This window comes from Ruegeria sp. HKCCD7255, from assembly GCF_013031565.1.
Taxonomy (GTDB): domain Bacteria; phylum Pseudomonadota; class Alphaproteobacteria; order Rhodobacterales; family Rhodobacteraceae; genus Ruegeria.
This window is the reverse complement of sequence record NZ_WQAG01000003.1, coordinates 119,819-144,743: the sequence shown is the minus strand read 5'-3', so window position 1 is coordinate 144,743 and position 24,925 is coordinate 119,819. Positions and strand designations below refer to the sequence as shown.

General features: G+C 58.4%; 30 protein-coding genes. 15 read left to right on the top strand and 15 right to left on the bottom strand.

From position 1 onward, the window contains the following. The first annotated feature begins 102 nt into the window (after nt 1-102). From GOX45_RS07405 to GOX45_RS07395, 3 genes are read left to right on the top strand one after another with little or no spacing between them, the layout of a single operon-like run. Complete coding sequence (locus GOX45_RS07405) at nt 103-306, top strand: DUF2061 domain-containing protein (protein WP_171099495.1); 204 nt, start codon at nt 103-105, stop codon at nt 304-306. Beyond that, complete coding sequence (locus tag GOX45_RS07400; protein ID WP_171099494.1) at nt 299-1,183, top strand: fatty acid desaturase; 885 nt, start codon at nt 299-301, stop codon at nt 1,181-1,183. Before GOX45_RS07405 ends, GOX45_RS07400 begins: the two co-directional genes overlap by 8 nt. 21 nt (nt 1,184-1,204) lie before the next feature. Beyond that, nucleotides 1,205-2,107 carry an EamA family transporter gene (locus GOX45_RS07395; RefSeq protein ID WP_171099492.1) on the top strand — a complete coding sequence of 301 codons (903 nt, stop codon included), beginning with the start codon at nt 1,205-1,207 and terminating at the stop codon, nt 2,105-2,107. Here GOX45_RS07395 and GOX45_RS07390 read toward each other — a convergent pair. The 3 genes from GOX45_RS07390 to GOX45_RS07380 form a co-directional block, all read right to left on the bottom strand. Continuing rightward, nucleotides 2,104-3,453: a DEAD/DEAH box helicase gene (locus GOX45_RS07390; RefSeq protein ID WP_171099490.1), complete on the bottom strand. Its 1,350-nt coding sequence runs from the start codon at nt 3,451-3,453 to the stop codon at nt 2,104-2,106. The genes GOX45_RS07395 and GOX45_RS07390 overlap by 4 nt on opposite strands. Before the next feature lie 185 nt (nt 3,454-3,638). Beyond that, on the bottom strand, nt 3,639-4,583 hold the full coding sequence (locus GOX45_RS07385; RefSeq protein ID WP_171099489.1) for a glycosyltransferase family 2 protein: 945 nt from the start codon (nt 4,581-4,583) through the stop codon (nt 3,639-3,641). A 4-nt stretch (nt 4,584-4,587) separates the two neighbouring features. Continuing rightward, nucleotides 4,588-6,192, bottom strand: coding sequence for a peptide chain release factor 3 (locus tag GOX45_RS07380; RefSeq protein WP_171099487.1), 1,605 nt, complete (start codon nt 6,190-6,192; stop codon nt 4,588-4,590). Nucleotides 6,193-6,301: 109 nt separating this feature from the next. On the opposite strand from GOX45_RS07380, the gene GOX45_RS07375 reads away from it, so the two are divergent. The 8 genes from GOX45_RS07375 to GOX45_RS07340 all read left to right on the top strand — a co-directional run bounded on the left by GOX45_RS07375 (nt 6,302) and on the right by GOX45_RS07340 (nt 13,759). Further along, the gene (locus tag GOX45_RS07375; RefSeq protein WP_171099485.1) at nt 6,302-6,664 is read left to right on the top strand and encodes a SnoaL-like domain-containing protein; all 363 of its coding nucleotides are present in this window, start codon (nt 6,302-6,304) and stop codon (nt 6,662-6,664) included. Between the two features lie 75 nt (nt 6,665-6,739). Beyond that, nucleotides 6,740-7,519, top strand: a complete 780-nt coding sequence (locus GOX45_RS07370; RefSeq protein ID WP_171099483.1) for an SDR family oxidoreductase — start codon at nt 6,740-6,742, stop codon at nt 7,517-7,519. 2 nt (nt 7,520-7,521) lie between these two features. Beyond that, a complete protein-coding gene (locus tag GOX45_RS07365; RefSeq protein WP_171099481.1) occupies nt 7,522-8,634 on the top strand; it encodes a hypothetical protein in 1,113 nt (370 codons plus the stop codon). 106 nt (nt 8,635-8,740) lie between these two features. Next, nucleotides 8,741-9,787 (top strand): methyltransferase domain-containing protein, encoded by a 1,047-nt coding sequence (locus GOX45_RS07360; RefSeq protein ID WP_171099479.1) that lies wholly within the window; start codon nt 8,741-8,743, stop codon nt 9,785-9,787. An 81-nt stretch (nt 9,788-9,868) separates the two neighbouring features. After that, nucleotides 9,869-10,954: an ABC transporter ATP-binding protein gene (locus GOX45_RS07355; protein WP_171099478.1), complete on the top strand. Its 1,086-nt coding sequence runs from the start codon at nt 9,869-9,871 to the stop codon at nt 10,952-10,954. Nucleotides 10,955-11,076: 122 nt separating this feature from the next. After that, nucleotides 11,077-11,859: a 5'/3'-nucleotidase SurE gene (gene surE, locus GOX45_RS07350; RefSeq protein ID WP_171099476.1), complete on the top strand. Its 783-nt coding sequence runs from the start codon at nt 11,077-11,079 to the stop codon at nt 11,857-11,859. Next, the gene (locus GOX45_RS07345) at nt 11,856-12,506 is read left to right on the top strand and encodes a protein-L-isoaspartate(D-aspartate) O-methyltransferase (protein WP_171099475.1); all 651 of its coding nucleotides are present in this window, start codon (nt 11,856-11,858) and stop codon (nt 12,504-12,506) included. The genes surE and GOX45_RS07345 overlap by 4 nt, the downstream gene beginning before the upstream one ends. Before the next feature lie 62 nt (nt 12,507-12,568). Further along, complete coding sequence (locus tag GOX45_RS07340) at nt 12,569-13,759, top strand: peptidoglycan DD-metalloendopeptidase family protein (protein ID WP_171099474.1); 1,191 nt, start codon at nt 12,569-12,571, stop codon at nt 13,757-13,759. A 61-nt stretch (nt 13,760-13,820) separates the two neighbouring features. Here GOX45_RS07340 and GOX45_RS07335 read toward each other — a convergent pair whose 3' ends face one another. After that, a complete protein-coding gene (locus GOX45_RS07335; protein WP_171099473.1) occupies nt 13,821-14,492 on the bottom strand; it encodes a YafY family protein in 672 nt (223 codons plus the stop codon). 21 nt (nt 14,493-14,513) lie between these two features. Next, on the bottom strand, nt 14,514-14,819 hold the full coding sequence (locus GOX45_RS07330) for a hypothetical protein (protein WP_171099472.1): 306 nt from the start codon (nt 14,817-14,819) through the stop codon (nt 14,514-14,516). Between the two features lie 220 nt (nt 14,820-15,039). On the opposite strand from GOX45_RS07330, the gene GOX45_RS07325 reads away from it, so the two are divergent. The 4 genes from GOX45_RS07325 (at nt 15,040) to GOX45_RS07310 (ending at nt 17,600) form a co-directional block, all read left to right on the top strand. Next, nucleotides 15,040-15,255 (top strand): twin-arginine translocase TatA/TatE family subunit, encoded by a 216-nt coding sequence (locus GOX45_RS07325; RefSeq protein WP_039531114.1) that lies wholly within the window; start codon nt 15,040-15,042, stop codon nt 15,253-15,255. A 6-nt stretch (nt 15,256-15,261) separates the two neighbouring features. Next, nucleotides 15,262-15,720, top strand: coding sequence for a Sec-independent protein translocase protein TatB (tatB, locus tag GOX45_RS07320; protein WP_171099471.1), 459 nt, complete (start codon nt 15,262-15,264; stop codon nt 15,718-15,720). Next, complete coding sequence (locus GOX45_RS07315) at nt 15,717-16,640, top strand: twin-arginine translocase subunit TatC (protein ID WP_171099470.1); 924 nt, start codon at nt 15,717-15,719, stop codon at nt 16,638-16,640. The genes tatB and GOX45_RS07315 overlap by 4 nt, the downstream gene beginning before the upstream one ends. Before the next feature lie 117 nt (nt 16,641-16,757). After that, on the top strand, nt 16,758-17,600 hold the full coding sequence (locus GOX45_RS07310; RefSeq protein ID WP_171099468.1) for an ATP-binding protein: 843 nt from the start codon (nt 16,758-16,760) through the stop codon (nt 17,598-17,600). 59 nt (nt 17,601-17,659) lie between these two features. Here GOX45_RS07310 and GOX45_RS07305 read toward each other — a convergent pair whose 3' ends face one another. The 10 genes from GOX45_RS07305 to GOX45_RS07260 form a co-directional block, all read right to left on the bottom strand. Further along, on the bottom strand, nt 17,660-18,304 hold the full coding sequence (locus GOX45_RS07305; protein ID WP_171099467.1) for an SDR family oxidoreductase: 645 nt from the start codon (nt 18,302-18,304) through the stop codon (nt 17,660-17,662). A 42-nt stretch (nt 18,305-18,346) separates the two neighbouring features. After that, nucleotides 18,347-18,595, bottom strand: a complete 249-nt coding sequence (locus GOX45_RS07300) for a hypothetical protein (protein WP_171099465.1) — start codon at nt 18,593-18,595, stop codon at nt 18,347-18,349. A 155-nt stretch (nt 18,596-18,750) separates the two neighbouring features. Beyond that, nucleotides 18,751-20,271, bottom strand: coding sequence for an amidophosphoribosyltransferase (gene purF / locus GOX45_RS07295; protein ID WP_171099463.1), 1,521 nt, complete (start codon nt 20,269-20,271; stop codon nt 18,751-18,753). Nucleotides 20,272-20,288: 17 nt separating this feature from the next. Further along, nucleotides 20,289-20,447, bottom strand: a complete 159-nt coding sequence (locus GOX45_RS07290) for a hypothetical protein (protein WP_171099461.1) — start codon at nt 20,445-20,447, stop codon at nt 20,289-20,291. A gap of 108 nt (nt 20,448-20,555) precedes the next feature. Then, nucleotides 20,556-20,906 (bottom strand): hypothetical protein, encoded by a 351-nt coding sequence (locus GOX45_RS07285; protein WP_171099460.1) that lies wholly within the window; start codon nt 20,904-20,906, stop codon nt 20,556-20,558. Nucleotides 20,907-20,915: 9 nt separating this feature from the next. Continuing rightward, on the bottom strand, nt 20,916-21,521 hold the full coding sequence (locus GOX45_RS07280; RefSeq protein WP_171099459.1) for a CvpA family protein: 606 nt from the start codon (nt 21,519-21,521) through the stop codon (nt 20,916-20,918). Nucleotides 21,522-21,561: 40 nt separating this feature from the next. Further along, nucleotides 21,562-22,926 carry a DNA repair protein RadA gene (radA, locus tag GOX45_RS07275; protein ID WP_171099458.1) on the bottom strand — a complete coding sequence of 455 codons (1,365 nt, stop codon included), beginning with the start codon at nt 22,924-22,926 and terminating at the stop codon, nt 21,562-21,564. Nucleotides 22,927-23,046: 120 nt separating this feature from the next. Next, the gene (locus tag GOX45_RS07270; RefSeq protein WP_171099457.1) at nt 23,047-23,829 is read right to left on the bottom strand and encodes a DNA repair protein; all 783 of its coding nucleotides are present in this window, start codon (nt 23,827-23,829) and stop codon (nt 23,047-23,049) included. 150 nt (nt 23,830-23,979) lie between these two features. Then, on the bottom strand, nt 23,980-24,429 hold the full coding sequence (locus GOX45_RS07265) for a paraquat-inducible protein A (RefSeq protein WP_171099456.1): 450 nt from the start codon (nt 24,427-24,429) through the stop codon (nt 23,980-23,982). A gap of 101 nt (nt 24,430-24,530) precedes the next feature. Next, nucleotides 24,531-24,920, bottom strand: coding sequence for a hypothetical protein (locus tag GOX45_RS07260; protein WP_171099455.1), 390 nt, complete (start codon nt 24,918-24,920; stop codon nt 24,531-24,533). Nucleotides 24,921-24,925 lie beyond the last annotated feature (5 nt).

Genomic DNA, 24,925 nt, shown 5'->3' with positions numbered 1-24,925 from the left:
GATAAATATCACATCTGATGAATTTTGTTAATTGTATTCAGAATTTCCACCCGGCCGCCGATCACGTAGCTGTGAAGACATAACAAAAACTAGGGTGACGGAATGGAAACACGACGCAGATCAGTCGTGAAAGCAATGCTGTGGAATGCGATGGGCCTGATTGTCATGTCGGGTGTCGGGTTGGTCACTACCGGGTCGTTGGCATTGGGTGGGACATTGGCCGTGGCGAACACCGTCATTGGCTTGGCGATGTACGTGACCTATGAACGGATTTGGGCCGGTATTGCCTGGGGCAGACATGCCTGAGCGCGCAGGGCCCGAATGGGGCACATTTGCGCTGATCCTGGGCTGCTATGCGTCATGGTTGATCACCATCTTCCTTCTGCCGCTCTGGTTGGCGATACCGGTAATGGCACTTGTGGCCGCGCTGCATTCATCGCTGACGCACGAGGCGTTACACGGGCACCCGTTTCAGCAGACCTGGCTCAACGAGGCGCTCATGGCACTGCCCTTGACGCTGTTCATTCCCTATGGCCGCTTTCGCGATCTGCATCTGGCGCATCATCAGGATGCAACGCTGACCGATCCCTATGATGATCCCGAATCCAACTATATGGACCCAAAGATCTGGGTCGGTTTGCCGCGAGCGGTGCAGATGATTTGCGGGATCAACAACACGCTTTTGGGGCGCATGTTGATTGGTCCCACCATCGGGCAGGCGCTGTTTCTACGCGACGAATTACGCGGGATCAGGCGTGGCGACCGAGCGATCCTGCTGGCCTGGGCGCTACATCTGCCGGGGGTCGTCGCTGTTCTTTGGATCGTTTCGCTTTCGCCGATGCTGGTCTGGGGCTTTGTTCTGTCAGCCTATATTGGCCTCGGACTGGTCAAGATCCGCACGTTTCTGGAACATCGTGCGCACGAAAAATCTCGTGCCCGAACGGTGATCATCGAAGACAGGGGGCCGCTGGCTTTTCTGTTTCTCAACAACAATCTGCACGTCGTTCATCACATGAACCCACAGGCGCCGTGGTACCAATTGCCTAGCCTCTACGCGCAGGGCAAAGACAGGTATCTGGCCTGCAATGAGGCCTATGTCTACCGGTCTTACAGCGACGTGTTTCGCAAATACCTGCTGAAGGCCAAAGACCCGGTGCCGCATCCGCTCTGGCCAAAGCAATAATTTCCCGACACAAGGGAGCCCATGAGTTTATGGGTTCCCGTCACACTTGCAGCCGCCGGATTTCAAACCGTGCGCTTCATGCTGCAGAAATCGCTGAGCACAACGCGGCTGACCGCAGCAGGGGCCACCTTCGCGCGCTTTGCCTATTCTCTGCCGCTGGCGCTTTTGGCGCTGGTTCTGGCCCTGCTATTCAGCGGTCTGTCCCTGCCGGAGCTAAGCGCGGGGTTTTGGCTGTTTGCTGTGGCGGGTGGGACGTCGCAGATCCTTGCCACGATTTGTGTTGTGGCCCTGTTCAAACAGCGCAATTTTGCCGTCGGCATCACCTTCAAAAAGACCGAGGTCATTCAAACCGCCATTGTCGGCTTTCTGGTGCTGGGCGATCAGGTGTCTTCAGGCGCTTTGGTGGCGATCCTTCTGGGGCTGGCAGCGGTTTTGCTGCTGTCCAAACCCCCTGAGGGTCAGGGCGCGTGGTGGCAGCACCTGACCAATCGTGCCTCAAAGCTGGGTCTGGGGTCGGGGGTGCTGTTTGCAGTGTCCTCGGTCAGCTATCGCGGGGCGTCTTTGCAGCTGGGCGATATTGACGCCTGGTTTCGCGCCCTTGTTACTCTGGCGGCTGTGGTCAGCTTTCAGTTCATCAGCATGGCGCTGTGGCTGCTGTGGCGCGACCGGGCCGAGTTGCGCGCGGTTTGGGAGACCCGGAACACCGGCGTCTTTGTCGGGCTGACCAGCCTGTGCGGATCATTTTGCTGGTTCTTCGCTTTCACCCTGCAAAATGCTGCCTATGTCAAAGCGCTGGGACAGGTTGAACTGATCCTCAGCCTGCTGGCCTCGATCCTGTTTTTCCGCGAGACGATCACACGGCGCGAGATTGCCGGGATGACACTTTTGGGGATTTCGATCCTGGCGCTGGTGCTGGCGATCTAGCTGGCGCGACGCTCATCAAAGCTGAGCGCTATGAAGCTGGGCAGGTGATCTCCCATCCCAACCACAGCCGGGCCAGAGTCGTCCCGCCGGCCACGTCCCTTTTTGCTTTCGCCCTTCTTGCCGTCGCTTTTCTTGCGCTCGGGCTTTTTGGCGTCGGCCTGCTTTTCGGGCTTGGCTTTCTCGGGCTTGGGCTCGTCCTTGACCGGGTTATCGAGGCGCGGGATTTCCTTTTGGATCAGCTTTTCAATCGCATCCAAGGCTTTTTCATCACGACCCGAACAAATGGTCACCGCCTTGCCTTCACGTCCGGCACGACCTGTGCGGCCAATCCGGTGAACATAGTCTTCGGCATGTCCCGGGACGTCGAAGTTGAACACATGGCTAACGGAGGGAATATCCAATCCGCGTGCAGCCACATCCGAGGCGACCAACAGGCGCAGTGATCCATCACGGAAGCCGTCAAGCGTTTTCATCCGCTGCGACTGGTCCAGATCGCCGTGGATGGCAGCGGCGTTATAGCCATATTTCTTCAGCGATTTCGCGCAGATATCCACATCGGTCTTGCGGTTGCAGAAGATGATCGCGTTGGTGCATTTTTCACCTTCTGCATCAATCAGCGCCCGCAGAACCTTGCGTTTGGCGCTGGCCTCGCGGTCGCGGCGACCGCCTTTGAACATGACAACGCCCTGTTCGATAGTCTCGGACGCGGTGGCTTGACGCGCGACTTCAATCCGGGCAGGGGCTGACAGGAAGGTGTCGGTGATCCGCTCGATCTCGGACGCCATAGTGGCCGAGAAGAACAGGGTCTGGCGAGTGAAGGGCGTGAGCGAGAAGATACGTTCGATATCGGGGATAAAGCCCATATCCAGCATCCGGTCGGCCTCATCCACCACCATGATCTGAACACCGGTCAGCAACAGCTTGCCGCGCTCAAAATGGTCCAGCAGGCGACCTGGGGTGGCAATCAGAACATCAACGCCGCGATCAATCAGCGCCTCTTGCTCTTTAAAGCTGACCCCGCCGATCAGCAGCGCTTTGGTCAGTTTCAGGTGCTTGGTATAGGTGTCGAAGTTTTCGGCCACCTGCGCCGCCAGTTCCCGCGTCGGGCACAGGACCAGCGAGCGCGGCATCCGCGCCCGGGCACGGCCACGCGCCAGCAAGGTGATCATCGGCAGGGTGAAGCTGGCGGTTTTGCCTGTCCCTGTCTGCGCAATGCCCAGAACGTCGCGCCCTTCCAGAGCGGGCGGTATCGCACCTTCCTGGATCGGCGTGGGGGTTTCGTATCCGGCTTCCTCAATGGCTTTGAGGACCTTCGGGTTCAGGTTCAGTTCGTTAAACTTTGTCATGTATGTCCGGTTAATGCGGACACTTGACCTGGCCCGCGCGTCTGAAAACTGCCGGGCCCGGATGGCCATGCGCGTCATGCGCATTTCGGCTTTGGCGGGGCATAACAAAATCGTGCGGCAGGGTCAAATCAAGAGCGTGAAGCCAAGGCAAAGGTGAACCATCTTTCGGGTTTTTGCGCAACAATTCAGCGGGTTCCAGGGAAATGTTTCAAGACTTTTTGATCAAGCGCAAGGGGGCGGTGCAGGATCAGGCCGTGTTTTTCCAACCGCGCACGCACGTCTGGGTTTGCTGCACTCATCTCATCATAGAAGGCCCGCAGCCCCGGTTGGCCCTGTTCGGCCTCGATCCAACTAAGCAATTCATGTTTGTTCAACCCGCCAAGCGCACGTGCCGTATTGCGTTTCAGCCCGGGTTTGTATGACCCATGTTGCAACCGATACCGGTAATGCGACATCCAGTGATCCCAGCTTGGGGCATGCCGGTGGCACAGATCGATCTGAGGCAGTTCGGTATTGCAGGGCAGAAGCTGCTTGTACTGAAAAACGGTATGGATACGGTCGCTGATCTCGGGCAAGCCGGAGCGAACAAATAGCTTGCCTTGAGTATGGCTCAGGAATCCTGACACCAGAAAAGGGCCATAGTTCGGGTATAACGCCTCAACCAAAGCGGCGCGCCGTGGTCCTTCGGGGATAAAGGCTTTGTACGTGTCGTCGTCACCCGCCAAAGCCTCAATAGGGCGGATACGGACAGCGGGGATGTCGTCTGGGATGTCGTGCAGAAGATCAGGGATTGGGGTTTTGGGCCACAAAAACTCATCGACGTCGATATGCGCCAACCAATCCACATCGGTCTGACGGTATATGAAATCGGCATTTTTGGACTGGCGCACCTGATGCTTGTCGGGGCGGTCAATTTTGCGCCGCTGCCAATAGTCATCCGAGCAGACCCGGATATCGATCTTGGGGTTTTGTCGCAGAATGCGCACGGCACGGCGATTGGGCTCGTCCAACAGCAGATGCACCCGATCCGCGCCCAAATCCAGATGATAGGCAGCAAAGCGCAGGATGTCGGGCAGGGGTGCGCGGGTCGTCGCGACAATGCCCCAGCTCGGACGCCCCTGCGCGCGCATGGCGTTAGGTCATCATCTCTTTGGTGGCTGTCAGGGTCAGCGCCGGATAGTCGCGCTCGACCCGGTCGATATCCCATTGCAACCGAGTCAGATAGACGATGTCGCCGTCGTGATCATGGGCGATATGCTGCTTGTTGGCGTTGACGAATTTCTCGACTTCGGCCTTGTCGCCGCTGACCCAGCGGGCTGAGGTGAACTGAGACGCCTCAAACCGCACAGGCAGGCCGTATTCCATCTCAATCCGGCTGGCCAATACTTCGAATTGCAGCGCTCCGACGACGCCCACGATAAAGCCAGACCCGATCGAGGGTTTGAACACCTTGGCGGCGCCTTCCTCGGCAAATTGCATCAGCGCCTTTTCCAAATGTTTGGCCTTGAGCGGATCGCCCGCCCGCACCCCTTGCAACAACTCGGGTGCGAAAGAGGGGATGCCAGTCACGCGCAGCGCCTCACCCTCGGTCAGCGTATCGCCAATGCGCAATTGCCCGTGGTTAGGGATGCCGATGATGTCACCAGCCCAGGCCTCATCTGCCAGTTCCCGGTCGGAGGCCAGAAACAGCACCGGGTTCGAGATTGCCATCGGTTTCTTGGACCGCACATGGGTCAATTTCATGCCGCGTTTGAAATGGCCACTGGCCATGCGGACAAAAGCCACACGGTCGCGGTGTTTTGGGTCCATATTGGCCTGAACTTTGAAGACGAACCCGGCCACTTTCTTCTCATCGGGTGCAATCTGACGCGGTTCGGCCGACTGCACTTGTGGCTGCGGTCCGTAAGCGCCAATGCCCTCCATCAGCTCTTTTACACCAAAGGAATTGATGGCCGAGCCGAACCAGATCGGGGTCATGTGCCCCTCCAACACGGCTTGCGGGTCGAGCTTGGGCAGCAACTCGCGCGCCATTTCGACCTCTTCCAGCAACTTCTCCAGCAGATGTTCGGGTACATGTTCGGCCAGTTTCGGATCGTCCAGCCCGTTGATTTCGATGCTTTCCGCCACCTTGTTGCGGTCAGCGCGGTCCATCAGCTCCAGCCGGTCGCGCAGCATGTCATAGCAGCCGATGAAATCGCGCCCGACGCCGATAGGCCAGGCGGCGGGGGTCACGTCGATGGCCAGCATTTCCTGAATTTCGTCGATGATCTCGAACGTATCGCGGCTTTCGCGGTCCATCTTGTTACAGAAGGTCAGGATTGGCAGATCGCGCAGGCGGCAAACCTCGAACAGTTTCTGTGTCTGGCTTTCCACACCCTTCGCGCCGTCGATCACCATCACTGCCGCGTCCACCGCGGTCAGCGTGCGATAGGTGTCTTCCGAGAAATCACTGTGGCCGGGGGTGTCCACCAGATTGAACCGGAAATTCCCGTAATCAAAGGACATGGCCGAGGCCGAGACTGAGATCCCGCGATCCTTTTCCATCTGCATGAAATCCGACCGCGTGCGCCGCGCCTCACCCTTGGCGCGCACCTGACCGGCCATCTGAATCGCCCCCCCATACAGCAGGAACTTTTCCGTCAATGTCGTCTTGCCCGCATCCGGGTGCGAGATGATGGCAAAGGTCCGGCGCCGGGCGATCTCGGGCGGCAGAGAGGGTTGGTTCGAGGTATCAAGCATAAACGCGCGTATAGGGGGGGATTCCTGCCGAGGCAAGACATAGGGGCTGGATCGAATCGGTCGAATGTGAGAGTGAGAACATATAGTGAACAAATAATGGAGAAAACCGATGAATTTGAAAGAGATTGCAGAGGAACTGGTTGCCGGATGTCGCGAAAACCGTGCCAAGGCGAATTTGGATAAGCTCTATGCTGCCGATGCGGTGTCAGTAGAAGCGGCGGACCAGCAAGGCATGGGTCGCGAAGCACATGGGCTGGACGCCATCAAAGGAAAACATGATTGGTGGGAGAGTTCCACCGAGGTGACAGGTGGCGACATAGCGGGGCCTTTTCTGCATGGAGAGGATCGGTTTGCCGTGATTTTCGAAGTGCAGGGCAAGATGAAAGACAGCGGAGAAAGCTTCGATATGCGCGAAGTTGCGATTTACCACGTCGCTGACGGCAAGATTGTCCGGGAAGAGTTTTTCTACTGACTGATCATCCGTTTCTGGTCTTCCCCGTCTGGCCGGTGCTAGACACGTCTGGGACGACGGATAGGGAGGACCTTCATGGATCTGGGAATTCGAGGAAAGCGCGCGCTGGTCTGTGCGAGCAGCAAAGGGTTGGGCTTGGGTTGCGCCGAGGCCTTAGCCGCCGCTGGCGTGGATTTGGTGATGAACGCGCGCGGGGCCGAGGCACTGGAGGCCGAGGCAACGCGCTTACGTTCGGAATATGGTGTCGATGTAAAGACCGTGGCCTGTGATGTAACCGCTTCCGAGGGTCAGTCGCAGGTGATCGACGCGGCGCAGGGTGTTGATATCCTTGTCACAAACGCGGGTGGCCCACCTCCGGGCCTGTGGTCGGACTGGGATCGTGACGATTTCATCAAGGCGCTTGATGCCAATATGCTGACACCGATTGCTTTCATGAAAGCTTTGCTGCCGGGGATGATGGACAAGGGCTGGGGCCGCGTGGTCAACATCACCTCTCAATCCGTGCGGGCGCCCATTGGTGTTCTGGGCCTGTCGAACGCGGCGCGCACTGGGCTTACCGGGTATGTCGCAGGCACATCACGTCAGGTTGCGCCGCATGGGGTGACAATCAATAACCTTCTGCCGGGCATTCACGCCACCGATCGGGCGGATGCGCTGGACGGTGGGGTTTCGACGCAAAAAGGCATCACCATGGATGAGGCGCGTGCCGAACGTGCGGCCACCATTCCGGCACGCCGCTATGGCACGCGACAGGAGTTTGGCGCAGCCTGCGCCTTCCTGTGTTCTCAACATGCGGGCTTTATTGTCGGGCAGAATATCTTGCTGGATGGCGGTGCCACCAACTTGACGATGTAGACATGGCGCAAGGCTTTTCACTGAAAGATCAGTTGTTCAACGCGGAAAAAACCCGCTATCTTGCGGGTTTATTCGCTGAGGCTGACGCAGAATTCGACGCTGCTGCGTTCGAATCTGCAGTGATGGCACGGTTGCCAGAGCTGGAGCTGAAAGAACGCATCACGTGGATTGCCGAATGCCTGCAAGCGGCCCGGCCCGGAGACTTGCCGCAAGTGTCGGACCTGCTGTTGCGGGCGCTGCCCCCGCCGCTTGATCCGACTAAAACGGATGACGATTTCGGTGACTTTATCTTTGCGCCATTGGGCGAATGGGTCGTGGCCACGGGGATGGAGCATCCCGATCTGGCGCTGGATGTGCTGGAGGAACTCACACAACGGTTTTCGATGGAGTGGGCGATCCGACCCTTTCTGAACCGCCATACTGATATTGTCATGCAGCGGATGCAGGACTGGTGCGACCATTCCAGCTATCACGTGCGGCGGTTGGTCAGCGAAGGAACCCGGCCCAAACTGCCCTGGGGGTTGGGTGTGGATCTGGATCTGAGCGATCCGCTTCCGTTGCTGGATCAGTTGCACAGCGACCCAACGCGTTATGTAACGCGATCTGTGGCCAACCACCTGAATGACATCACCAAAAAAGCACCCGATCTTGTGCTGGACCGGTTGCAGGGGTGGGATCAATCTGGCGCGCAAGACAGCAAGGAATTGGCTTGGATGACATCCCATGCGTTGCGCGGGCTGGTGAAAGCCGGACACCCCGAGGCCATGAAGATGCTTGGCTACGATCCCGAAGTCGATCTGGACGTTCAGATCACTCTGGATGGCGAAGCACGTATCGGTGCCGAGCTTAGCTTTGCGGTTGAGATTGGGGGCCAAAGGGGGCAACCTGTCTTGGTCGATTATATCATTCATTTCCAACGGCCTGGCGGCAAAATCTCACCTAAAGTGCACAAGCTGAAGCAAGCAAAAATCGGCTCAGATGCGCTTACGATCAGCAAGCGCCACAAGCTTAAGGGTAACGCGACCACGTTCACTTTGGTGCCGGGTCCGCACAGGCTTGAGGTTCAGGTGAACGGCCGGGTCCGGGCCGGGGTCGATTTCGATCTGTTGGGCTGATCGCGCAGCATAGCACTCACGCTTTCGTCAGAACTGTGCCTGCCTGATTGCGCCACCGGGGTGGTTGCACTAGCTCAGCGCAAACACAGGCAAAAGGAACGCTCGGATGAAGCATGAGGTTGTGCAGAATTACTATGGTGAGGTGCTACAGGGCAGCGATGATCTTCAGACCAATGCCTGCTGTACTCCGGATGATATTCCGGACCATCTAAAAAGGATTCTGTCGCAAATTCATGATGATGTGCTGACGCGCTACTATGGCTGCGGCTTGATCGCGCCGCTGGATCTTGAAGGGATGTCGATCCTGGATCTGGGCTGTGGCGCCGGGCGCGACGTCTACGCTCTGTCCGCGATGGTGGGTGAAACGGGCCGGGTTGTCGGTATCGACATGACGCCCGAGCAACTCGACGTGGCGCGCTCCCATCAGGACTATCACGCCCAAGCTTTTGGTCATTCTGCCAGCAATGTGGAGTTTCACCACGGCTTCATCGAAAAGCTGGATGAACTGGATCTGGAACCCGGGAGCTTTGATATCATCGTCTCGAACTGTGTGATCAATCTGGCGACCGATAAGGCTGCGGTTTTGCGCGGTGCGCATCGTCTGTTGAAAGAGGGTGGCGAGATTTATTTCTCGGACGTTTATGCCGACCGCCGCGTGCCCAAATCCATGGCCGAAGATGAGGTTCTGTATGGCGAATGCCTGTTTGGTGCGTTGTATTGGAACGATTTTCTGACGATGTCACGTGATGCAGGCTTTGGAGATCCGCGCCGCGTGACCCATCGCCCGCTGACCATTGAAAACCCGGTTCTGGAAGAACGCGTTGCACCACTCAGCTTTATTTCGGCCACGTACCGCCTGTTCAAACTGCCTGCGCTGGAGCCTGCTTGTGAGGACTACGGCCAGGCGGTGATCTACAAAGGCACGGTACCCCACGCACCGCATCAGTTTGCCTTGGACGATCACCATTTGATCGAGACAGGCAAGGTCTTTCCGGTCTGTGGCAATACCTGGATGATGTTGAAAAACATTCGCTTTACCCGCCATTTCGATTTCATCGGCGATTTTTCGACCCATTACGGGATTTTCGAAGGCTGCGGTGGCGATAGCCCCTTTGCGGTGCAAGGTGAAGACGCCTCAGCCGGGTGCTGCTGACGCCTTGCGTCGGACGGGCGGGGTTGCTATCCCCGCCTAAGCCCGATGGAATTGATCGGGTAAGGCAAATGGGATCCACCGGTGACAGGCACGACATCGCCTCCGCGTCTTGAAGTTCGCAATCTTGTCGCCCGGTTTGACGGGCGCACGGTGGTCGACAATATCTCGTTCCAGGTGCAGGCGGGGCAGGTGACGTGTCTGCTGGGCCCGTCGGGTTGCGGCAAATCGACGACCCTGCGGATGATCGCTGGCGTCGAGATGCAAAGCGCTGGTGAGATCTATGTGGATGGCAAACTGATCTGCGACACCATCTTCCGCGTACCGCCCGAACGGCGCGAGATCGGGTTGATGTTTCAGGATTTTGCTCTGTTCCCGCATCTGAGCGTGGCCGATAACGTAGCGTTCGGGCTGAAAGCCCCGAAAGGGCAGAAACGAGCCCGGGTTGAGGAATTGCTGTCCAAGGTGGATCTGATGCGCTTTATCGACGGCTTTCCGCATCAGCTGTCAGGGGGCGAACAGCAACGCGTGGCACTGGCCCGCGCGCTTGCACCGCGCCCTCGGATCATGCTGATGGATGAGCCGTTCTCGGGGCTCGACAATCGCCTGCGCGACGGTATCCGGGATGAGACGCTGGCCATCCTGAAAGAGGAAGACGCCGCCGTTCTGCTGGTCACCCATGAACCTGAAGAGGCGATGCGCATGGCCGATGAGATTGCCTTGATGCGCCGGGGCAAGATCGTGCAACAGGGCGCGCCCTATAACGTCTATACCCGTCCCGCAGATAAACCTGCGGTTGCCTTCTTTAGCGATATCAACGTGTTGCAGGCGCGAGTGAATGGGGCTTTGGCCAATACGCCCTTTGGGCAGTTTCTGGCCCCCGGCGTGCCTGACAACACAGATGTCGAGATCGTTTTCCGGCCCCAGCATGTGCGACTGGATTTCGACCGCAACGGCAAAGGTCCGTCGCCGACGCCCTCGGACGGTGTAGCTGCCCGTGGCGTGGTTGAACGCGCCCGGTTTCTCGGCAGCGAAAGCCTGATCGAGTTCCGCATGGACTATGACGGCTCGCTTTTGAAAGCGACGGTTCCGAATGTGTTTGTGCCTGCGCCCGGTCGGGTCATGTGGCTGACCATCCGCCGCGACCGGTGCTTCGTTTTTCCGCTCTGAGCCCTATGGGCGCCAATTTGCAAGCAAGTGGTGCGGGAAAGCCGCATTTTGCACCTGTCGCTTGCTTGCCGCATCGCCAAGCCCCGTCTATCAAGGTCAAAATCTGGGTGTAAGGCGGATGCATGCGAATTCTTCTGACAAATGACGATGGGATAAACGCACCAGGGCTTGAGGTGCTAGAAGCCATCGCGGCGGATCTGGCGGGCCCGGACGGTGAGGTCTGGGTGGTCGCGCCTGCGTTCGAGCAATCGGGTGTCGGCCATTGCATCAGCTATACTCGCCCGATGATGATGACGCAGTTGGGCGAGCGGCGCTTTGCGACCGAGGGCTCACCCGCTGATTGCGTGTTGGCAGGGCTGCATGAGGTCCTAAAGGACGTACCGCCCGATCTGGTGCTGTCCGGGGTGAACCGGGGCAACAACTCGGCCGAAAACACGCTCTATTCCGGTACAATCGGCGGTGCGCTGGAGGCCGCGTTGCAGGGTCTGCCCGCGATTGCCTTGTCGCAGTATTTCGGCCCGCGCAACCTGGGCCTTGAAGACCCGTTTGAGGTGGCGGCGCGGTACGGGGCTGATTTGGTGCGCCGTATTCTGGCGGCGACCCCGGTTGAAGACCGCGATTACCGCCTGTTCTACAACGTTAATTTTCCACCGGTGCCCGCCGCCGAGGTTCTGGGCACCAAAGTGGCACCACAAGGGTTCCGCCGCGATACGCATTTCTCGGTTGAACCCCACAGCTCGCCTTCGGGACGCAAGTTCTTGTGGATCAAAGGCGGTTATCAGCATAACCCAACCGCGCCCGGCACCGATGCGGCGGTCAATCTGGAAGGCTATATCTCGGTCACCCCAATGCGGGCTGATCTGACCGCCTATGACACGCTTGAGGCATTGAAGGCCATCGAATGACCGGTTTGACCCCTGAAACCAAGATGCAATTCCTGTTTGCGCTGCGGTCGCGTGGGGTGCGGGATGCGCGTGTGCTTGAGGCGATGGAACAGGTGGACCGCGGCGCCTTCGTCAAAGGTCTGTTCGCCGAACGCGCCTATGAGGATACGCCGCTGCCGATTGCCTGTGGTCAGACGATCAGCCAGCCCTCGGTTGTGGGTCTGATGACGCAGGCCCTGCAAGTCGGACCGCGCGATACGGTTTTGGAGATCGGAACCGGCTCGGGGTACCAGGCCGCCATCCTGTCGAAACTGGCGCGCCGGGTCTATACGGTTGAGCGGCACAAGCGTCTGGTGGCAGAGACCGGACAGCTGTTCAAGGATCTGGGCCTGACCAATGTAACGGCGATGTTGACCGATGGGTCCTTCGGATTGCCAGAGCAAGCGCCCTTTGATCGGATTATTGTGACAGCGGCGGCAGAAGATCCGCCCGGACCGCTCTTGGCGCAGCTTAAAATCGGCGGTATCATGGTGCTACCCGTAGGCCAGTCGGATGCGGTGCAGACCCTGATCCGGGTCACGCGCACCGAAACCGGTCTGGACTATGATGAATTGTTACCCGTTCGCTTTGTGCCTTTGCTGGAAGGTTTGGGCAAGGACGGGGCCTAAAGGTTTAATCCGCGTTTGCGCCGGAACCCCGGAAAACAGGGGCAGGTGTTGAGGACAAATAAATGAGAGCAGTTTCCAAATCAGCCATGTGCCGGTCTTCTGTGGCAGCCATTGCCCTTGTGGTTCTGGCCGGGTGCGAAGGACCCTTCGATTATGACCTTCGCGGTAATGTCGGCGGGTTTTCGACCGCAGATGCGGCGCTTGGTGCCACGACCAACCGGCCAGCGCCAGATGCGCGCGGTGTGATCACCTATCCCAATTATCAAGTGGCCGTCGCGCAGCGCGGTGACACAGTGACCGATCTCGCGACGCGTGTGGGCTTGCCGGTCGCGGAACTGGCGCGGTTCAATGGGCTTCAGGCCGATGACAAGCTGCGCGAAGGCGAAGTTATTGCGTTGCCACGCAGCGTCGGGGCGAGCAATGGCAATGTGGACATCGCGACGATAGCGGGCTCTGCCATCGATGAAGCGCCCGCAACCGGATCAAGCGGCGGTGTTCAGACAACGGCTCTGCAACCGGCGCCGCAGAATGCGGCACCTGCGCCAGTGGTGTCCGGTCCTGAGCCCATTCGCCACAAGGTCAAGCGCGGGGAAACCGCGTTTACCATTTCGCGACTGTATGAAGTGCCTGTTGAATCGCTTGCGGAGTGGAACGGATTGGGGCCGGATTTCGTTGTGCGCGAAGGTCAATTTCTGTTGATCCCGGTGAAAAACCAACCCGCACCGCAAACTGCGTCTGCAGCCAGCGCAGCTGCGGCACCCGTCGCGACCAATGTGACCCAACCCGGCGAAGGGTCGCCAACACCGACCCCGCCAAGTGCGACACAGCCGCTGCCTGAAAATGACGTGGCCCCGGCGACCGAAGCGCCTGATGTCACCGCCGAAGCACCGACCAATGCCAGCACAGCGGCGCTTGGCTTCCCGGTCACCGGGCGGATTATCCGCACCTATGACAAGGGTACAAATGAGGGTATCGATATTGCTGCCGCGCCCGGAACCCCGGTCAAGGCGGCTGAGGCCGGAACCGTGGCCGCCATCACGGCAGATGCGGATCAAGTGCCGATCATCGTGGTCAAACACGATGACGATCTGCTGACCGTCTATGCGAATGTCGCCGATATCAAGGTTGAAAAAGGCGACCGTGTGCGCCGGGGCGAAACCATTGCCGCCTTGCGGGATGGTGACAACGCCTATGTGCATTTCGAGGTGCGTGAGGGCTTTGAATCGGTGGATCCCGAGCCTTTCCTGAACTGAGGTAAACGGCCCTGACCAGGCCAGGCCTCTGGCGGGCGTGTTTTGGAAAAGATGAAGCCTGTCAGGCGGTTGGGTCGTAATCGGCCAATCGCTTTCCGGGCTCGTCCGCAAAAATTTCGGGCAGGGGCTGCACGGTTTCGATCAGATCCACACGAAAGACGCGGAAGCCGTCGCGCAACTCGCACCAGGCTGTGAGGGTCCAAACCCGGCCCCAATATTCCATATGCAGCGGGCGGATCCTGCGGTGGGTCAAAACCCCATCGATCCGGCGATAGCTCAGTTGGAGTTTCTGGCGCGATTTGATGGCGGCGCGGATCGGGGCCATATGGGCCAGCCCGCGCGCCGCGTCTGCAAATGGGTAGACCGCAAACTTCCACGCGTCGGCCTCGGCCACAACCTGAGTGGGCAGCACCGCATCGATCTTGTCGGCCAGCGTTTCGGCGGCAGCCTTGAGCTCGGGGTCGGCAGCCTCGGCGACGATTGCCATGCCAAGGTTCAGCGCCTCTAGTTCGGCCGGGGTCAGGTTCAGCGGGGGCAGGGTGATCTGCTCGCGAACCATATAGCCCACGCCGCGCTCGCCCTCGACCGGCACGCCGGAGGCCACCAGCGTATCCATATCGCGATAGATCGTGCGGACCGACACCTCAAGCCGATCCGCAATATCCTGCGCGCGGTGCAATTTCCCGTCGCGCAGGATCTGGATGATATCAAACAGGCGGTCAGTGCGGCGCATGACACGCCTGCCGGACCGCCTTTAGGCAGTCATGTTCCATAGCACATTCTCATGCCGCATCTGCATGGTCTCGGGATCAATAGCCGCCATCAGGGCCGGGGCAAAATCCTGCTGAGGGAACTGCGCGGCGGCGTCTTTCGTGGCCTTCATATCTGTCCAGATGACGTAATCGGTCCAGCGGCCATCCTCGCCCTGGCTGAGTTGACGATGGGCAAATCCGGGGGCAGCGCGGACAAAAGCCTCGGTCGACTGGCTGAGCTTCACGAACTCTTCCGATGTGGTGCCATTGGCGAGCGTGAAGGTGACGATTTCTGCAACATGGGTCATTTCATTCTCCGTTGACCAGGTTTCGATAGGCCCGACCTACAGTGTTACAACTGACATAAACCTGTCAGTTGCAAAAAGCGAGCCCCCGAATTCTCTTCAAACAGCCCAAATTTGAGCGAGAATTCGGCCAGCTTGACTTTTGCGACGCCCGACATCGGCGTAAAAACCAATCCGAAATCGACGATTGGGCGCCATTGCGCCAAAAAACAGGAGAAGAAACATGCTCAACAATATCGGCCTTCCCGGTCTGCTGCTGATCGCAGTTGTGGTGTTGGTGCTGTTTGGTCGCGGCAAGATCAGTTCGCTGATGGGCGAAGTGGGCAAAGGCATCACCTCTTTCAAAAAAGGCGTCAAAGAAGGTGCTGACGAGCTGGAGCAGGATGCCTCTGAGCTGGCCAAGGACGTCACACCCGAGACCGACAAAGACAAGGCGTAATCTTAGATGTTTGATCTGGGCTGGACCGAGCTTCTGGTCATTGGTGTCGTGGCCCTGATCGTTGTCGGGCCCAAGGATCTGCCTGTGCTGTTCCGCAATGTGGGCCGTTTTGTCGGCAAGGCACGCGGTATGGCGCGCGAGTTCAGCAGCGCCATGAACGAGGCCGCAGATCAGGCCGGGGTCAATGAGATCAAAAAGGGTCTGAACGCGGCCACCAACCCAGTCAGCACAGCGATGGACAGCGTCAATGAAGCGGCACGGGATGTTGCCAAAAGCATCGACCCGACCAAGTTTGATCCCGACAGCGAGACCGGAAAGCTGGCAGCGGAACGCGCTGAACAGGCCAAGAAGATCCAGGCCACCTCCGCCCGCGCCACCGCAGAACGCAAAGCTAAAGAGGCGGCAGATGCCTTGGCCAAGGCTGAGGCGGCAGAAGCCGCTTTGAAGACTGAAAGCGAAACATGAGCAAGACCGACGAGATCGAAGATTCCTCGGCCCCTTTGATCGAGCATCTGGCCGAGCTGCGCACGCGTCTGATCCGGGCGGTGATCGCCTTTGTGATCGGCATCGTGCTGGCTTTTGCTGTGGCTGAGCCGATTTTGCAGTTTCTGCTGAGGCCCATCGAGGCGACGCTGCGCGAGTTGGGTGATCCGTCACCGACGCTGCAATACACCTCGCCGCAGGAGTATCTGTTCACACTGTTCCGCATCTCGATGGTGTTTGGCTTTGCGCTGGCGTTTCCCGTAATCTCGTACCAGCTGTGGCGCTTTGTGGCGCCGGGGCTTTATCGGTCCGAGAAAGGGGCTTTTCTGCCTTTTCTGATCGCTTCCCCCTTTATGTTCCTGCTGGGTGCGGCCTTTGCGCAATTCGTCGTGACGCCGCTGGCGATGCAGTTCTTTTTGGGATTTGCAGATGTCAGCTCGATCTTCGCCAATCTCCTTTCACCGGATGCCGGTGAAATCCCCGAGGAAATCGTTGTCGTGCCGGAAACCGCAGACGGCGTGCGGGTGACGTTCTTCGGCAAGGTGAACGAATCGCTCGACATCACTTTGAAGTTCATCATCGCTTTTGGCCTGTGTTTCCAATTGCCGGTGTTGCTGACGCTGATGGGCAAGGCTGGACTGGTCAGCGCCGAAGGGCTGGGCTCGGTGCGCAAGTACGCGATGATCGGTATTCTCGTTCTGGCCGCTTTGGTGACCCCCCCAGACGTCATCACCCAAGTGATCCTTTTCACAGTGGTCTATGGGCTCTATGAGATTTCCATCTTCCTCGTGGCCCGGGTCGAGAAAAAGCGGGAAGAGAAACTGCGCGTCGACGGCTATTACGACGATGAAGAGGCCGAAGCTGACGCAGACCTTGCCGAAGAATACGACGAACCGAAGTAACCTGTTCTGCAATGAGAAACAGGCGCGCCCGTCCAAGGCGCGCCTTTTTTGATGCAGGCTCTTGTTGCGCAGCAGGGAACGTGGTTTGAACCGGCCCAGACCAGAGCGGAGAGACAGATGGACGATCAGGCCCTGAACCGTATTGCCGACGCCTTGGAGCGGATGGCTCCGGCCCCGCTGGCAGCGCCGGATTTCGTGGCGGCCCCGGCTTTTGTCTGGCATGTCGAACCGGATCGGCTGGAGCCTGTCGAACAGGTCAGCCGGGTCGATCTGGATCTTTTGGTGGGGATCAACCGTTCGCGCGATACCTTGCTGGACAATACGCGCCGCTTTGCAGATGGTTTCAAGGCCAACAACGCGCTGCTCTGGGGCGCGCGTGGGATGGGCAAATCCAGCCTGGTCAAAGCCGTCCACGGAACCTTGCAACCCGAGTTTCCTGATCTGAAACTGGTTGAGCTGCAGCGCGAGGATATGGGTTCGGTCGCGCGCCTTCTGAACCACCTGCGCGCAGCACCCCATCGGTTCATCCTGTTCTGCGATGACCTATCGTTTAGCCATGATGACCAGCACTACAAATCGCTCAAGGCTGTGCTGGATGGCGGTATCGAGGGGCGGCCCGAAAATGTGGTCTTTTACGCCACCTCTAACCGACGCCACCTGATGCCACGGGACATGATCGAGAACGAACGTTCCAGCGCCATCAACCCGTCCGAAGCGGTTGAGGAAAAGGTCTCTCTGTCAGATCGCTTCGGCCTCTGGCTGGGCTTCCATCCTTGCGATCAGGATGAATACCTGGCCATGATCGACCGCTATTGCGCCGCTTACGGTGTCACCGTTAACGCCGACACCCTGCGCGCAGAAGCCATCGAATGGCAGGCCACACGGGGCGCACGATCAGGCCGCGTCGCCTGGCAATTCTTTGTCGATCTGGCCGGGCGCCAAGGCGTTCATATCGCCTGACCCAATCCTTCTTCTGTTCAAAAATACCTCCGCCGGAGGCATGGCCCACAGGGCCATTTTTAAAGCAATGCCAAAATCCGCGCCGCTTCATCCGCCGGGCGGGTCAGCGCATCACGATCCTCGCCGGGATGGAACCGGGCACGCACGGCTGTGGGCATAGGCGCGGGCTCGACAATCGAAACCCGCGGTCCTGTACGTTCGGTCTCTGCCTGCCAGCTGCGGGCCAGAGCCATCTGCGCGGCCTTGGTGGCACCATAGATGCCATAGAATTTCTGACCCGCTTTGGGATCGTCAAAGAACACCGCATGGCCATCCGTGCCCAGCAAGGGCGTCACATAGGGGATCAGCACCGAGGTCGCGGTGGCATTGGTGTTCAGCGCCTTGGCCCATTCCTTGGGATCCACGAAATGCGCAGGCGTCAGGGCAGATGTATGCACCGCCGTGTGCAGCCACAAATCCACCTTGCCCCAGCGGTCGTGAATGCCTCGGCACAGGGTGGCCATCGCATTGGGATCGGTGATGTCCATCGGCGCCAATGTGGCTGAACCGCCCTTGGCCTGGATCCGGTCGTCCAGCTCTTCCAACCCGCCCGTGGTTCGGGCAACGGCCACGATGTGATAGTCGGGCGCGAGGGCTTCGGCCAAAGCAGCCCCCAGCCCGCGCGAAGCGCCGGTCACCAGCGCGATTTTGGTCTGATCGGTCATGGGCGGGGTTTGGCCTGCGACGCGAGGGGCGTCAAGCCCGGATCACGCGCCCGGGATGACCATTCGTCGCGTCTCGCCACCATGCTGCAGCAAAATACCCTCGGCATCGATGGCGATGACCTTGCCAGACCCGACGCGGCTGCCCGGTGTGACTTCGCGCACGCGGCCCGACGATAGGCGCACAAGCGCACGCATCTTGGTGGCAGGGCCGAAAATCCCCAGCAGCGCAGTTGCATTCTTCTTGAGCGCGCCCCGCTGTGTGGCCGCGTTTTCTACGGAAATGTTGGGCATGTCTTACGGTCAGAAAGTATTCCTGACCCCTTTGCATGAGTGGTTTGCAGCGGGCCGTCTAACAAAGAAATTCGGGAATGAAAAGTCATCCACAGCTGCGACAGAATGGCGTTGCCAAAACCCGCTCAGGTCTTTGTTCACAAGAGAGATTACGGTTAGCCCGAGGCGAGTTTGGCCCCGTTCCAGGAATCGCCTACGACCTCCATGTCATGTTTCTTGCGATCCGAACGGCTGCTTTTTTCCAACGTGCTTAGATAATCTTCTTCGACCCCGGTGATGTAATTGCCGTCAAAGCAGGAGCAGTCAAAAGCTTCGATCTCGGGGTTGCCTTCCTTGGCAGCCCAGATCAGATCGTCCAGATTTTGATAAAACAGCGCGTCGGCACCCAGTTCCTGGCGTATTTCCTCGATGTCTTTTCCATTGGCGATCAGCTCGGCCCGGGTGGGCATGTCGATACCGTAGACATTGGGATATTTCACCGGCGGCGAAGCGCTGGCGATATAGACTTTCTTGGCACCGGCCTCGCGACACATCTGGACGATTTTCTTGATGGTGTTGCCGCGCACAATCGAATCGTCGATCAGCAGAACATTGTGACCCTCAAATTCCAAAGGAACAGCGTTCAGTTTACGCCGCACCGATTTTTGACGCTCGGCCTGTCCGGGCATGATGAAGGTCCGCCCGACATAGCGGTTTTTCACCAGACCTTCGCGATAGGGAATACCGGTGATCTTCGCCGCCTCAAGCGCCACTGGGCGGGCGCTGTCGGGGACGGGGATGATCCGGTCGATCTGAAGACCTGAATCCTGGATTTGCTTGGCCAGCGTTTGCCCCATTCGCATCTGCGTTTTGTAGACAGACACGCCATCCAGCAGCGAGTCGGGCCGAGCCAGATAGACATACTCGAAGATACACGGCGTCAACTTGCCTTCGACCGCCTGGAACTCGTGCATATTGCCGTCAAGGTCGATCAGGATCGCTTCGCCGGCGCGCAGGTCGCGCAGTTTCTCAAACCCGTTGATCCCAAAGGCCACATCTTCCGAGGCAAAGGCGAAATCGTCGCCATGACCTGGGATTTCGCGTTTGGCCACCGACAGAGGGCGAATGCCATAAGGGTCGCGGAAGGCCAGCATGCCGACTCCTGCGACCAGACAGATCACGGAATAGGCGCCTTGAATGCGTTCCATGGTCATTTTTACACCGGCAAAGATGTTGCGGATCGGATCGGCATTGCCGTTCACCTTGATCGCATCCGCCACCTTGTCGGCCAGAACGTTCAGCAACACTTCGGAATCCGACGTGGTGCGCAGATGGCGGCTGTATTTGGCAGTGACCTTCTCGCGCTGCTCTTCGGTATTGGTGATGTTGCCGTTATGGACCAGATAGATCCCATAGGGTGCATTCACAAAGAACGGCTGGGCCTCGGCGGCGCTGAGGGACCCGGCGGTGGGATAGCGCACATGACCAATCCCGACACGGCCCATCAGCGTCTCTGCGTCCTGAGCGTTAAAGACATCCTTGACCAGACCGTTGGCCTTTTTTTCGCGGAAGAATTCACCGTTATAGGTGACAATGCCCGAAGCATCCTGGCCGCGGTGTTGCAGCATCAGCAACCCGTCATAAATCTCGGCAAAAACATCATGTGTCCGGCTTGCGATTCCCAAAATCCCACACATTGACGGGGCTCCAATCTTTATGACGCTGTGGCGGTGTGATGGCTTGGATGGATCGAGCTGTTCGCCTGCTGCACCTGATCGGGGCGTAGAATACTCTGACGGTGCGGGTCCGGATTGATCACGGCACAGCGCACTGAACGAAAGAGGATGGGCAAGGCGGGCAGCTCCGATTCCATGTCGGTTGGCCCTCACATAATGCCTAATTGCGTTGCTGTCATCAAAGGATCACATTTGTGGATTGATGCAGGCAGCAAAGCCCGAAATTGCCGCAACAAGGTGACAACTTATCTGCCATGTGCTGTCATATCACCCAAAGGGTAACGCAGCCTTTGGTTCAGAGTTGGTGAGGTTACATGTGGCAGCACAAGAGAAATCAAAAGAAAGAAGAACCGATCAAACGCAGATGTCATCGCTGTCGCGGCTCCGGTCGTGCGCCCTGCGAGATTTGCAAGGGCGCAGGACAGGTTATCAAGGGGCGAGATATCTACGGCAAACCGCAATACAGTCGATGCGACGGCTGTTTCGGCCTCAAGAATATTCGCTGCACCGTCTGCGGTGGTGAAGGGTTCGTCTAAAAAAATCCTGGTGCCGGTACAAAAAAAGCCCGGCCAAGACCGGGCTTTGTTACGTCTCATGTGAACGCCTTAGTTCTGCGCTTCGGTTTCGGTCGGCGTTGTCGCAGGCTCGCTTCCGGCTTGCGCGGCGCAGTGACCAACCAGCGATTCATATTGCGAGGTAATCCAGCCCAGAGCAGCCTCCGGGTTTTGTTCCTCAATCTGGCCGCTGAACTGTTCGAACACTTGGGCCGAGCGGCTGTCATCCACCATCGGGAAAGTTTGGCTCGTTGCCACGCTGTCATAGACAAAGAACGCAATTGCAACCAGCAGGATGCCGCGCGCGACACCGAAGAAGAAGCCAAGCGCCTGATCCAAACCGCCAACGGCTGACCGTTGAACCAGCGACGAAAACAGCGGGGTAAAGACGCTGACGACAATGAGCGCCAGCGCGAATACGGCAGCAAAACCTGTGATCACCGACAATTCGCAACTGTCGCGCAAGAACTCTCCGACCACGGGGATTTCTTTGATCAGCGGAACGACCTGCGGCGCAAAGATAAAGGCCAAGACGGCGGCCGCTGCCCAGCCTGCAATTGCCAGCACTTCGCGTATGAGACCGCGTGAATAGGCCAGAAGGCCTGAAACGACGATGATCAGGGCAACAACCCCGTCAACAATTGTAAAGTCTTCCATGGCCCTCGCCTGCTCGTTTTCTGCCCCTCAAGGCGCGACTTTAACCTGCTCCGAAGGTTTCGCCAACAAACCCAACCAAATCAGAGGGTCGGGTGAGTGTCAGACCTGCCACAGTGCCGGTTTTGCCACCCGCCGGAGCAATTGCCGCTGTGAAACCAAGTTTCTGTGCTTCTTTCAACCTATTTTCGGTCTGCGGGGCCGGTCTAAGTGCCCCTGACAGCGAGATTTCTCCGAAAACCACCGTATCTGCGGGCAGGGCGGTGTCTTCTCGGGCGCTGAGCAGTGCGGCGGCCACGGCCAGATCAGCTGCAGGTTCACTGACCTTCAGCCCGCCAGCCACGTTCAGATACACATCGAGCCCCGCAAATGGGATGCCGCAACGCGCTTCGAGCACGGCGAGGATCATTGCCAGACGTCCGCTGTCCCAGCCCACAACGGTGCGGCGTGGTTGGGAATGCGGCGATGGCGCGACAAGCGCCTGCAATTCAACCAGCACGGGCCGGGTGCCTTCAATGCCAGCGAAGACAGCTGATCCGGGGCTGGGCGTGCCGCGTTCGGACAGGAACAGCGCCGATGGGTTGGTCACTTGCGCCAGACCTTTGCCGGTCATCTCGAAAACACCGATCTCATCTGCCGGGCCAAAACGGTTCTTGACCGCGCGCAGGATGCGGAATTGGTGACCGCGCTCACCCTCAAAGTACAGAACAGTGTCGACCATATGCTCGACCACGCGCGGGCCTGCGATTTGACCCTCCTTGGTGACATGGCCCACCATGATCACCGAAACACCGTGTCGTTTCGCAAACGTGGTCAATTCATGTGCCGCGGCCCGGACTTGTGATACCGAGCCTGGCGCGCTGTCCACATTGTCGGCCCACATGGTCTGGATGGAATCGATAATAGCGAGGCCGGGTTTTTCCGCCTCAAGCGTGGTCAGAATATCGCGCAGATTGGTTTCAGCGGCCAATTGAACTGGGGCGTCTTCAAGCCCCAAACGCCGGGCGCGCATCCGGACCTGAGCACTGGCTTCTTCGCCAGAAACATAGACGGTTTTTACACCCGCCCGGGCAAACCGGGCGGCGGCCTGCAGCAAGAGCGTGGATTTCCCGATCCCCGGATCACCGCCGACCAGAAGGGCCGAGGCAGGCACAAGTCCACCGCCCAATACCCGGTCAAGCTCGTCCACACCGCTGAGGGTGCGGGGCGGGGGTGTCTCTTCGGTGGACAAGTCGGAAAGTGGGATGGACTGCCCGCGTTTGCCACCAAGAGATTTCTTGGCGGGTCCGGCAGAGAGGGGTGTTTCCTGAACGATGGTGTTCCATTCGCCGCAGCTGTCGCAGCGGCCTGACCATCGGGAATGTGCGGCACCACAGGCGGAGCAGGTGAAAGAAGGTGTCTTGGCCATGGCGCCCTTGGTGCATCAGCTCGGGCGGTTCTTCAAGCCCTTGCGGGCTTTCCTCACCGCCGGGGGCGCGCTGCGGGTTCGGGCCCTTTGGGCCGTCACCCGCACCGGGCGCTGTCGCGCCTACTCTGCTGCTCGAGGGGGGGTCATGGCATAGATGCTGGCGTTGCTGGGATGCGCCAGTTCGGGGGTGGAATGCAGATGGGTCGACAATTCCGGCAGCAGGTCGAACAGCTCATCCCGCAAGCGAGCCAGCTGCGATTTGGCAATCGATTCCTCGATCTCGATGTCGCGGGTCCATTGGCGCAGCTCATGCTGGATTGTTTGCGCGTCTTCGATGCGCTGCTGAAACTGCTCGACCTCTTGCTGGCGTTGTTGCAAGAAGTTCCGGGCGCGGTTGACCTTGTCATCGCCATAAGTGTCGGCAAGTTCCTGACTGACCTGGCTCATCTGCGCGGCAAGCTCCAGGATTTCAGGTTCCAACGATTGCAAGTCGGGATGTTCGCGGAGAAAGCTGAGCCGCTCTTTCACCGCATCAAATTCGGACGACGTCTGGAACAGGCCCGACCGGTCGGCGGCATGGGCCAGATGATAGGCCTGCGTGACATCCTGCATGTTCATCGCAAATCTGCGGTGAGCGTTTTCCAGCGCCATCATCCGGGCACTAGAGGGCAGGTAGAAGGCCAGCATAAGCGCCAGCGCGGTCAGACCGACCTGAACATAAATCCCGGCGTCAACAACCCCGGCAGGCCCGAACCCGGCTTGCAGAGACAGCCAGGGCAACACGCCCGCAGCCGACAGGCCGGTGGCAATCACGGCCCCGGCTGCCAAAGCAATGATCAGTGCGAAGGTGGCGCGCATGAAGGCGTTCTGCAGGTGCAATGTGATGCTGTGAAGCGTGGCCATGATCGTCAATCCCCTTCGTCAACCGATACTCATCGGGTGCAGGCGGACCAGAAATCAAGCGCGCAGGAACATCCGCAACAGCCCCGTTAAGCCAATAGTTTTGCGCCTTGTGGTATTGATGTGAGACTGCGAAAGGGCGTTTGCAATCAACTAGCTCTGAGGATTTCGTGAACGGACCGTGTTCTCGGTCAGATATCCCAGCACAATCGAGGCCAGGATGCAGGCGGTAAACAGATAAAGCCCCCAAGCAGTTTCGATGGTGGCATAGGCGATGCCCTTGGCCAGCGTGATATAAAGCGCGATGAGGAAGATATCGGCCATGGCGAGCTTACCCAGCAGGGTCAGCGCAGGCTGCACGCGGGCGTCCAGCAGGTTCCATTGGATCAGCGCGGTGCCGATGGTTTTCAGGTACGGCGCGAAGAGGGCAAAGACCGTGACCACCAGCGCCAGAAACACGTCGGATTTCCACAGCGATTGCAACCCGGTGATGACGCTGATTTCGCTGAGGCCGAAAATGGGCAGCAGACCTGCGCGCATCAGCGGGGCGAACCACGCGATGGGGTAGAGGATCAGGAGCGAGAGGGTGGCGAGGCGGAGCATGAATCTACATTGGCCATCTTGATTGGTATTCCAAGCTGCAAATTGCTTTGGATGCCTGATTTCCAGAGTTTGACAAGACCAAGAATTGCATGGCGGAGCCTTTAGGACAGTAGGGTGTAGAACCACCAAATCACCAGAACGCAAAGAAAGATTGTTAGCAGGCTATGCATAACAAAAAGGCGCTCTTTAACGGCAATAGCCGCAGCTCCGATGGTTGCGATAGGTCCAATAAAGATTTGAAAAATTATTAAACTACTAAACCAATTTCCATCGAATATCAGTGCTTTGACGGGCTCAGGCAATCTCGAAATGCCAAGCATACCCATTGCAACTACGAAGTTCCAAACGAAGCAGAGAATGGGTACCCAAATCAGAACGTTCCCAAGTTTCGGAAATACATGCAATTTTCTGATTTTTGTTCCCAGCGCAACAGAAGTCCAAACTGCGGTTACCGGAAGAAATAAAAGAACGACCAAAAGTAGGAAAAACATAGTCT